At 65.2% G+C, this 10,989-nt stretch carries 1 protein-coding gene; it reads left to right on the top strand.

Annotated elements, in window-relative coordinates:
* On the top strand, positions 1 to 10,922 hold a 10,922-nt coding region (locus ACUXVH_RS14810), incomplete at its 5' end, for an amino acid adenylation domain-containing protein (RefSeq protein WP_445495232.1).
* Between the last annotated feature and the right edge of the window lie 67 nt (positions 10,923 to 10,989).

The following is a 10,989-nucleotide window of genomic DNA, read 5'->3' as shown; positions in this document are numbered from 1 at the left end:
CCCGGGCTAGCCTCTACCAGCAGCCCGGGCTGGTGCATGTCTACGACCTGTACGGCCCTTCGGAAGACACCACCTACTCGACCTACACCCGGCGCGAGGCCGGCGGCCAGGCCAATATCGGCCGGGCCATCAGCAATACCCAGAGCTACATCCTCAGCCCGGACCTGCAACCGGTGCCGGTGGGCAGTGCCGGCGAGCTGTATCTGGCCGGCGCCGGGGTGACCCGAGGCTACCTGGCGCGCCCAGGGCTGACCGCCGAGAAGTTCGTACCCAATCCGTTTTCCAGCGACGGTGGCCGGGTGTACCGCACCGGCGACCTGACCCGTTACCGCACCGATGGGGTGATCGAGTACATCGGCCGCATCGACCATCAGGTGAAGATCCGCGGTTTCCGTATCGAGCTGGGTGAAATCGAGGCGCGGCTGGTGCAGCAGGCGGCGGTGCGTGAAGCCTTCGTCCTGGCCCATGACGGCGAGAACGGCCAGCAACTGGTGGCCTATATCGTGCCGAGCGAGGCCACCCCGACCGTCGAGGCCCAGGCCGCCCTGCGCGACAGCCTCAAGACGGCACTCAAGGAACACGTGCCGGACTACATGGTGCCGGCCTACCTGCTGTTCCTCGAAGCGTTGCCGCTGACCCCCAACGGCAAGCTCGATCGCAAGGCCCTGCCCAAGGTCGACGCCCAGCAGATGCAGCAGGTCTATGTGGCGCCGCAGAGCGAACTGGAGCAGCAGATCGCGGCGATCTGGGCCGATGTGCTGAAGCTTGAGCAGGTCGGTGCCACCGACAACTTCTTCGAACTGGGCGGTGATTCGATCATCTCGATCCAGGTGGTCAGCCGCGCGCGGCAGGCCGGTATCCGCTTCACCCCGCGGGATCTGTTCCAGTACCAGACGGTACAGGGGCTGGCGGCAGTGGCCGAGCAGGGCGAGGGCGGGGTGCAGATCGACCAGGGCCCGGTGCGTGGCGCAACTGCGCTGCTGCCGGTGCAGCAGTGGTTCTTCGAGCTGCCCATGAGCGAACGCCATCACTGGAACCAGTCAGTGCTGCTCAAGCCGGCCCAGCCGCTGCGCGCCGAGGTGGTAGAGAACGCCTTGCAGGCCCTGTGGGTGCAGCATGACGCCTTGCGCTTGCAGTTCAGCCAGGAGGCGGATGGCTGGTCGGCGCGTTTTGCCGATGCCGGCCAGCGGCCGGAGCTGCTCTGGCAGGTCGCAGTGGATGGCGCCCAGGCCATGGAACAGTCGGCGATCGAGGCGCAGCGCAGCCTGAACCTGCAGGACGGGCCGCTGCTGCGGGCCGTGCTGTTCAGCCTGGAGGACGGCAGCCAGCGCCTGTTGCTGGTGATCCACCACCTGGTGGTGGACGGGGTGTCCTGGCGGATCCTGCTGGAGGATCTGCAACGGGCCCACACTCAACTCAGCGCCGGCCAGACCCTGGCGTTGCCGGCCAAGACCAGCTCGACCCAGGCCTGGGCCGAGCAGATGCAGGCCTATGCCCAAGGTGCGGCGCTGCAGGAAGAACTCAAGTACTGGCAGGCCCAGTTGCAGGGCGTCGAGTCGAACCTGCCGCTGGATCGCCCGGTGACCGAGTTGCAGAACCAGCACGCCAGCAGCCTGAGTTCACGCCTGGACAAGGCCCGTACCCAGCGCCTGCTGCAGGATGCCCCGGCGGCCTACCGCACCCAGATCAACGATCTGCTGCTCACCGCCCTGGCCCGGGTCATCACCCGCTGGACCGGCGAAGCCAGTGCCCTGGTGCAACTGGAAGGCCACGGCCGCGAAGACCTGTTCGACAGCATCGACCTGACCCGCACCGTGGGCTGGTTCACCAGCATGTTCCCGGTGAAGCTCACGCCCCAGGCGTCCCTGGCCGATTCGATCAAGTTCATCAAGGAACAACTGCGGGCGGTACCGAACAAGGGCATCGGCTTTGGTGCCTTGCGCTACCTGGGCGAGGCGCAAGCGCAGCAGACCCTGGCAGCCCTGGCCGTGCCGCGTATCACCTTCAACTACCTGGGCCAGTTCGACGGCAGTTTCGACGAGCAGGATTCCCTGTTCAAACCCAGCGGTGAAGCCAAGGGCGACGACCAGAGCCCACTGGCCCCGCTGAGCAACTGGCTGAGCCTGGATGGCCAGGTCTATGGCGGCGAGTTGAGCCTGAACTGGACCTTCAGCCAGCAGATGTTCGATACCGCCACCGTGCAGCGGCTGGCCGACGACTATACCGAGGAGCTCAAGGCGCTGGTGGCGCATTGCAGCCAGCCCGAGCACCGTGGCGCCACCCCGTCGGACTTCCCACTGGCGGGCCTGAACCAGCAGCAACTGGATCGCCTGCCGGTGGCGATGGCCTCGGTCGAAGACCTCTACCCCCTGTCGCCGATGCAGCAGGGCATGCTGTTTCATACCCTCTACGAGCAGGCCGCGGGCGATTACATCAACCAACTGCGGGTAGACGTGGATGGCCTTGATCCGCTGCGCTTCCAGCAGGCCTGGCAGGCGGCCATCGATCGGCATGACATCCTGCGCACCGGCTTTATCTGGCAGGGCGAGGTGTCGACGCCGCTGCAAGTGGTGCACAAGCACATTGCCCTGGACTGCACCGAACATGACTGGCGCGGCCAGCCGCAGCAGCAGGAAGCCCTGGATACCCTGGCCACCGCCGAGCGCCAGCGTGGCTTCGAGCTGGATGCCGTGCCGTTGTTGCGCCTGACCCTGGTGCGTATCGACGAGCAGCGCTACCACCTGATCTACACCAACCATCACATCCTGATGGACGGCTGGAGCAACTCGCAGTTGCTCGGCGAAGTGCTGCAACGTTATGCCGGTCAGTTGCCCAGCCACGCTCCGGGCCGCTACCGGGACTACATCGCCTGGCTGCAACGCCAGGATGCCCAGGCCTGTGAAAGCTTCTGGAAAGAACAACTGCAGACGCTGGATGAACCGACCCGCCTGACCCAGGCGCTGTCCCGGGTCGCGGACATTGCGGCCGGCACCGGCACCGGCCACGGCAAGCATCATCGCGAGCTGGACCTGGCACAGACGGCACGGCTTGGCGAATTTGCCCGGCAGCAGAAGGTCACGGTCAATACCCTGGTGCAGGCGGCGTGGCTGCTGTTGCTGCAACGTTGCACCGGGCAGGAAAGCGTGGTGTTCGGCGCCACGGTGGCGGGGCGCCCCGCGGAGCTCAAGGGCATAGAGCAGCAGGTGGGCTTGTTCATCAACACCTTGCCGGTGGTGGCCACGCCATGCCCGGACATGACCGTGAGCCAGTGGTTGCAGGCAGTGCAGAACCGCAACCTGGCGCTGCGCGACTATGAGTACACGCCGCTGTACGAAGTGCAGCGCTGGGCCGGGCTGGGCGGGGATGCGCTGTTCGACAACATCCTGGTGTTCGAGAACTACCCGGTGTCCGAAGCCCTGGAAAAAGGTGCTCCGGCGCAACTGCGCTTTGGCGCTGTGGGTAACCACGAGCAGACCAACTACCCCCTGACGGTCGCGGTCAACCTGGGGGCGAGCCTGTCGTTCGAGTTCATCTATGCCCGTGAATCTTTCTCCGAACCTTCGATGGTGCAGTTGGGCGGGCACTTGCAGGGCCTGTTGCTGAGCCTGATGGAGCATGCGCAAACCGGCCTGGGTGAGTTGCCATTGCTGACGCAGGACGAGCAGCACCGTATCCGCCAGGATTGGGATCACACCGATGTGGTCTACCCGACCGAGCGTTTTGTTCACCAGCTGTTTGCCGATCAGGCGGCCAAGGCGCCGGATGCACCAGCGGTGTTCTTCGCCGAGCAGCGCCTGAGCTATCGCGAGCTGGATACTCAGGCCAACCAGCTGGCGCACAAGTTGATCGAGCTGGGCGTTGGCCCGGAAGTGCGGGTGGCCATCGCCATGCCGCGTTGCGCGGAAATCATGGTGGCCTTCCTGGCCGTGCTCAAGGCCGGCGGGGTCTATGTGCCGCTGGATATCGAATACCCCCAGGACCGTCTGCGCTACATGATGCAGGACAGCGGCGCTTGGCTGCTGCTGACCCAGAACCATCTGCTGGATCGCTTGCCGATTCCTGAGGGGCTGCCGACCCTCAGCGTCGAAGGCGCGGCCGATTTTGCGGCCTATCCGGTGACCAGCCCAGAGGTAGACCTGGCCGAGGAAAACCTCGCCTACGTGATCTACACCTCCGGGTCCACCGGCTTGCCCAAGGGCGTGGCGGTGTCCCACGGCCCGCTGGCCATGCACAGCCTGGCCACCGGCGAACGTTATGAAATGAGCCCGGCGGATTGCGAGTTGCACTTCATGTCCTTCGCCTTCGACGGCTCCCACGAAGGCTGGATGCACCCGCTGATCTACGGGGCCAGCGTGCTGATCCGTGATGACAGCCTGTGGTCACCGGAATTCACCTACGAACAGATGCACCGCTACGGCGTCACCGTGGGTGTGTTCCCGCCGGTGTACCTGCAGCAACTGGCGGTACACGCCGAGCGTGACGGCAACCCGCCGGCGGTGCGGGTGTACTGCTTTGGTGGCGATGCAGTGCCCCAGGCCAGTTACGATTTGGCGTGGCGAGTGCTGCGGCCCAAGTACATCTTCAACGGCTACGGCCCGACTGAAACCGTGGTGACTCCTTTGATCTGGAAGGCCAAGGCGGGCGATCCGTGCGACGCGGCCTACGCGCCTATCGGCAATATCGTTGGCAATCGCAGTGCCTATGTGGCCGATGCCAACCTCAACCTGTTGCCGGTTGGCGTGGCGGGTGAGTTGTACCTGGGTGGCCTGGGCGTGGCTCGGGGTTACCTGGATCGTCCGGGGCTGACGGCGGAACGCTTTATCCCCGATCCTTACAGCACCACCGGTGCCCGGTTGTACCGCAGCGGCGACCTGACCCGCTATCGCACCGATGGCTTGGTGGAGTACGTAGGCCGTGTCGACCATCAGGTGAAGGTGCGGGGTTTCCGTATCGAGCTGGGCGAGATCGAAGCGCGTCTGCTGGAACAGGACCCGGTGCTGGAAGTGGCGGTGATCGCCCAGCCAGGGCCGAGCGGCCAGCAACTGGTGGGTTATATCGTGCCGGTGGACGCTGACGTGGCGTTGAGCAACGAGCGCCAGGCGCAGTTGCGCGAAAGCATCAAGGCGCGCCTGCGGGAAAGCCTGCCGGACTACATGGTGCCGACCTACCTGCTGTTCCTCGAAGCACTGCCGCTGACACCGAACGGCAAGCTGGACCGCAAGTCGCTGCCGAAAGTCGATGCGCAGCTGATGCAGCAGACCTACGTCGCGCCGCAGAACCCGCTGGAACAACAGATCGCGGCGATCTGGGCCGATGTGCTGAAGCTTGAGCAGGTGGGCGTCACCGACAACTTCTTCGAACTGGGTGGCGACTCGATCATCTCGATCCAGGTGGTCAGCCGTGCCCGGCAGGCTGGTATCCGCTTCACCCCCAAGGACCTGTTCCAGCACCAGACGGTGCAAGGGCTGGCCACGGTGGCGGAGCAGGGCGAGGGCGGTTTGCAGATCGACCAGGGCCCGGTGCGTGGGCAAATGCCGCTGCTGCCGATCCAGCAGTGGTTCTTCGACACCCCGGTACCGGAACGGCATCACTGGAACCAGTCGGTGCTGCTCAAGCCGCTACAGGCGCTGCAAGCCCAGCCCCTGGAAAGCGCATTGCAGGCCCTGACGGTGCAGCACGATGCCTTGCGCCTGCGCTTTACCGAACATCAGGGCACGTGGCGCGCAGCCTTTGCCGATGCCGATGAGCCGGTGCAACTGCTGTGGCAGGCCAATGTCGCCGACGCCCAGGCGTTGCAGCAGTTTGCCGGGCAGGCCCAGAGCAGTCTCAACCTGCAGGAGGGCCCGTTGCTGCGGGCCGTGCTGTTCACCCTGGCCGACCAGAGCCAGCGCCTGTTGCTGATCGTTCATCACCTGGTGGTGGATGGGGTGTCCTGGCGGATTCTCCTGGAGGATCTGCAAGCCTTGCTGGGCGGCCAGGCACTGCCGGCCAAGTCCAGCTCGACCCAGGCCTGGGCCGGGCAGTTGCAGGCCTATGCCAGCAGCGCGGCGCTGCAGCAGGAGCTGGGTTACTGGCAGGCACAGTTGCAGGGAGTCGAATCGAACCTGCCTTGCGACCACGGTCACGACGGGTTGCAGAACCAGCACGCGAGCAGTGTCGAAACCCGCTTGAGCAAGGGTGATACCCAACGCCTGTTGCAGGACGCGCCGGCAGCCTATCGCACCCAGATCAACGATCTGCTGCTCACCGCCCTGGCCCGGGTCATCACCCGCTGGACCGGCGACAGCAGCGCCCTGGTGCAACTGGAAGGCCACGGCCGTGAAGAGCTGTTCGACAGCATCGACCTGAGTCGCACCGTGGGCTGGTTCACCAGCGTGTTCCCGGTGAAGCTGACGCCGCAGCCGGCCCTGGCCGACTCGATCAAGCTCATCAAGGAACAGCTGCGGGCGGTGCCGAACAAGGGCATCGGCTTCGGTGCCTTGCGCTACCTGGGGGATGCTCAAGCACAGGCAGCCCTCGCCGCACTGGCCGTACCGCGCATTACCTTCAACTACCTGGGGCAGTTCGACGGCAGTTTCGATGACCAGCAGGCATGGTTTGCCCCGGCCAATGAGGCCAAGGGCGACGACCAGAGCCTGCACGCCCCCCTGGGCAACTGGTTGACTCTCAATGGCCAGGTCTATGGCGGTGAGCTGAGCCTGGGCTGGAACTTCAGCCGGGCGATGTTCGATACCGCCACCATCGAGCACCTGGCGGATGACTACGCCCGGGAGCTCAAGGCGCTGATCGAGCATTGCAGCCAGCCCGAGCACCGTGGCGCCACGCCATCGGACTTCCCGCTGGCCGGCCTGAGCCAGCAACAGCTGGACCGCTTGCCGCTGGCCCTGGCACAGGTCGAGGACCTTTATCCGCTGTCGCCGATGCAACAGGGCATGCTATTTCACACCCTGTATCAAGAGGAGGGTGGCGACTACATCAACCAGCTACGAGTGGATGTGGACGGGCTCGATCCCGAGCGCTTCCGTCAGGCCTGGCAGGCAACCATCGAGCGTCATGACATCCTGCGCAGCGGTTTCCTCTGGCAGGGCGAACTGCCGGCGCCGATCCAGGTGGTGTACAAGCAGGTCAGCCTGGAGTGTGTCGAGCACGACTGGCGCTCGACGCAGCAGGCCCCGCAAGCCCTGGACACCCTGGCGGCGACCGAGCGTCAACGGGGCTTCGATCTGGCCGCTGCGCCTCTGCTGCGCCTGACCCTGGTGCGCACTGGCGAGCAGCGTTACCACCTGATCTACACCAACCACCACATCCTGATGGACGGCTGGAGCAACTCGCAGTTGCTCGGTGAAGTACTGCAACGTTATGCCGGTCAATTGCCGCAGCACCTGACCGGGCGCTACCGCGACTACATCGCCTGGCTGCAACGCCAGGACGCAACCCTCAGTGAGCATTTCTGGAAACAGCAACTGCAGGGGCTGGATGAGCCGACCCGTCTGGCCCAGGCCATTGCTGCCGGTGCACGAGCGCCGCTGGAGGAGGGCCATGGCAGCCATGGCTGCACCCTCGACGAGGCCCAGACCCGCAGCCTGGGCGAGTTTGCCCGCCAGCAGAAGGTCACGGTCAACACCCTGGTGCAGGCCGCCTGGCTGTTGCTGCTGCAACGCTGCACCGGGCAGGACACGGTGGTGTTCGGCGCCACGGTGTCCGGCCGGCCGGCGGAACTCAAGGGCGTGGAGCAGCAGATCGGCCTGTTCATCAACACCTTGCCGGTGGTGGCCGCGCCACTTCCGCAGTTGTCGGTCAGCGACTGGTTGCAGGCCGTGCAGGAGCGCAACCTGGCCCTGCGCGATTTTGAACACACGCCGCTGTATGACGTGCAACGCTGGGCCGGCCTTGGGGGCGAGGCACTGTTCGACAACATCCTGGTGTTCGAGAACTACCCGGTGTCCGAAGCCCTGGAGAAAGGCTCGCCGGCACAGTTGCAATTTGGCGCGGTAGGCAATCATGAGCAGACCAACTATCCGCTGACCCTGTCGGTGTTTGTCGCTGAACGCTTGTCATTCGACTACAGCTATTCGTGCCAGCACTTCAGTGGCGCGGTGATCCGGCAACTGGCCGAGGGCCTGCAGCACCTGCTGCTGGCCATGATCGGCAACCCCGGGCAGTGCCTGGGGGATCTTTCGCTGCTCAGCGACGGGCAACGGACGGTCGTTGAACAGGAGTCCCGCCGGGCGGCCGGGCAAGTGGGCCGGGACTTGAATATCCACCAGTTGATCGAAGCCCAGGCCGCGCGCACTCCGGATGCCGTGGCGCTGCTGTGCGCCGGCCAGCAACTGAGCTATGGCCAGTTCAACCAGCGGGCCAACCAGTTGGCCCATAAGCTGATCGAGCAGGGTGTAGGCCCGGATGTGCGGGTGGGCATTGCCGTGGAGCGCGGGCTGGACATGATTGTCGGCCTGCTGGCGGTGCTCAAGGCCGGTGGCGCCTACGTGCCGCTGGACCCCGAGTACCCCCAGGAGCGCCTGCACTACATGATGCAGGACAGCGGCATCCAGTTGCTGCTGACCCAGTCGCCGCTGCTGGAGCGTTTGCAGGATGGCCTCGCGGTGCCGTACCTGTGCCTGGACCAGGCTCCCGTCTGGCTGGCCGGTATGGCGCAGGGCAACCCGCCTGAGCGCAGCAGCGCGGAAAACCTGGCCTATGTGATGTACACCTCCGGCTCCACCGGCCGGCCCAAGGGCGTAGGTATTACCCACAACGCCCTGAGCCAGCACGCACGGGCCACCGCCAGCCATTTCAACATGACGGCTGCGGACCGTGGCTTGCAGTTCTCCACCTTCAACTTCGATGCCTTTGTCGAACAGCTGTACCCGGCGCTGATCCGTGGTGCTTCGGTGGTGATCCGCGGCAAGGCGCTGTGGGACAGCGAAACCTTCTACCGCGAGCTGATCGAGCAAGGCATCAGCATCGTCGACTTGAGCACCGCCTACTGGTTCATGCTGGGCAAGGACTTCGCCGCCAAGGGGCCGCGGGACTTTGGCCGCCTGCGTCAGCTCAACCTGGGGGGCGAGGCCATGCCGGCGGAAGGCGTGGCCGCCTGGAAGCAGGCCGGCCTGAAACACGCCTGCCTGCTCAACACCTACGGGCCCACCGAGGCCACCGTGAGTGCCACGGCCCATGACTGCGGTGCCTACCTGAAGGGGACCGAGCCGCTGCCGGCGGTGATTCCACTGGGCAAGGCCCTGCCGGGCCGTTCCATCTACCTGCTGGACAGCAGCGGCAACCTGCCGCTCAACGGTGTGATTGGCGAGCTGATGATCGGTGGCGACCTGCTGGCCCGGGGTTACCACGACCGCCCAGGCCTGACTGCCGAGCGTTTCATTCCCGATCCGTTCAGCAGCGATGGTGGGCGCCTGTATCGCTCCGGCGATCTGGCCCGCTATGACACCGAAGGCGTGATCGAATACGCCGGGCGCATCGACCACCAGGTGAAGATCCGCGGTTTCCGTATCGAAATGGGCGAGATCGAAGCGCGGCTGCTGGAGCTGACGCCAGTACGCGAGGCGCTTGTACTGGCCCAGGACGGCGCGAGCGGGCCACAACTGGTGGCTTATGTAGTGCCAGCCGCGCAGGTGGCGGCCGATACGCCGCAGGCCCAGGCGCAACTGCGCGAGCAATTGAAAGCGGCCCTCAAGGAGGTGCTGCCGGACTACATGCTGCCGGCGCACCTGCTGTTCCTCGAAGCGCTGCCGTTGAGCCCCAATGGCAAGCTGGACCGCAAGGCCCTGCCCAAGGCCGATGCCAGCCTGTTGCAGCAGGCCTACATCGCTCCACAGAGCGAGCTGGAACAGCAGGTCGCCGCCCTCTGGAGCCAGGTGCTGGGCGTCGACCAGGTGGGCCTGGACGACAACTTCTTCGAGTTGGGTGGGCACTCCCTGGATGCCTTGCGCCTGATCGGCGCCATCAACCAGGCACTGGCTGTGCAACTGAGCATCAATGCGCTGTTCACGGCGCCGACCGTGGGGCAACTGGCTGGTGTGATCGCAGCCGGTCAGCCCGACAGTGCACAGAATGTCATCGCCCTGGGCGGCTCCGGCCAGCCGCTGTTCTGCTTCCACCCGGCGGGGGGCAGCGTGTATGGCTACCTGCCGTTGGCGGCGCAGTTGCGCGACCGTTGCGCGGTGTATGGCGTGCTGCACCAGGCCTACCTGCAAACCGACTGGAGCGAGGTTTCATGGCAGGCCATGATCGAGCGCTATGTCGCCAGCATCCGTCAGGTACAGCCGACAGGTCCTTACTACCTGGCAGGCTGGTCCCTGGGCGGGTCCATTGCCATGGACGTGGCCAGCGAACTGGAGGCGGCGGGAGAGACGGTGCGTTTCCTCGGCCTGCTCGACCCGACACCGCCTCAGGGCGCCGGGGTCGATCAGATCCAGACGCAGGAGATGCCAGTCACTGTGACGGCCGAGTCCGAGTGGCAGGCGATCATCGACAAGCTCTGCCAGCAGTTCCCGGGCAGTGCAGGGATGATCGAGAGCCGCTTGAGGCGCGAAGCCGAGCTCGATTGGCAGAGTATCCATGGCTGGGTGGCTGGCAATATCCCCCTGGCTCCCGGCGAGCTGGATCGGGTGGTGGGGCTGTTCAAGGCCGAGTTCGACGCCTCGCTGGTCAGCGCGGTGTTCAATGACTTGAGCGCCTTGTCTGCGGCCTATGCCTATCGCCCCCTGCGGGTTGCGCCGCGGCTATGGTGGTCCAGTGACTACACCCCGGAGCGGATCCAGGTCATGGAGCAGGCCATGGGTCGCGAGGTGCAGGGTGGCGAGATAGCCGCTTCATATCATATCGAAGCCCGCCATGAAGCCATGGTGGACAGCCGAGCCTTGCTGGAGAGCTTCACAGAGCAGTTGCTGACCTGCTTGAACTGAGACACCGACAAAGGCCTGGACCGGCAACGGTCCAGGCCTTTGTCGTTTTCGTCATAAGCAAATCAAC

It is taken from the genome of Pseudomonas sp. 8(2025) (assembly GCF_052665325.1).
The sequence above is the reverse complement of the archived record's forward strand: the minus strand, read 5'-3'. Positions and strand labels throughout refer to the sequence as shown.